General features: G+C 35.0%; 1 protein-coding gene. It reads left to right on the top strand.

From position 1 onward, the window contains the following. The coding region (locus tag AC1VNY_RS42525; RefSeq protein ID WP_482409674.1) for a reverse transcriptase domain-containing protein at nucleotides 1–326 on the top strand (326 nt) is incomplete at its 5' end. Nucleotides 327–625 lie beyond the last annotated feature (299 nt).

Raw genomic sequence — 625 nt, 5'->3', positions numbered from 1 at the left:
GAGCAAGACATATATTAGAGCCCCAGTTAAGCAATAGCCAGTTTGGGTTTAGGAGGGGTAAGAGCTGCACAGACGCAATATTTACACTAAGACAGATCTGCGAACAAACAATTGAATACAATCAAAGTAAACAGCTTATATTTATAGACCAAGAAAAGGCATTTGATAGAGTAAACAGGTGCAAACTATGGAAGATCCTTGAAGAATATGGCGTCCAAGGACAACTATTAGGTAACATCATGGCCTTATATCAAGATAGCCAGAGTACAGTAAGAACTACAGAAGGAATGACCGACTGGTTCTCCATTACATCAGGTGTCAGATAAGAATGTGTCCTCTCACCAACACTCTTTATCAAACATATGGATAAAATAACTCAAGATTCAATTTCAGATTACGGTAAAATAATGCTTTTTGCAGATAATCGGTGTCTGATACACCACAAAAAACACCATATTGACACATTGAACCAAAACTGTATAAATCATGACTTGAAAATCAATAACACTAAACCCAAAATAATAAATATATAAAGAAAACATAATAAACTAGACATTCATGTCACTGGCAATACAATCAACCAAGTGAAAGAATTCAAATAGGAAGCATATTCACAGAAGACAGA

It is taken from the genome of Bradyrhizobium ferriligni (assembly GCF_056837965.1).
Note: the sequence above shows the minus strand (reverse complement) of the source record. Positions and strands in the feature narration are given on the sequence as shown.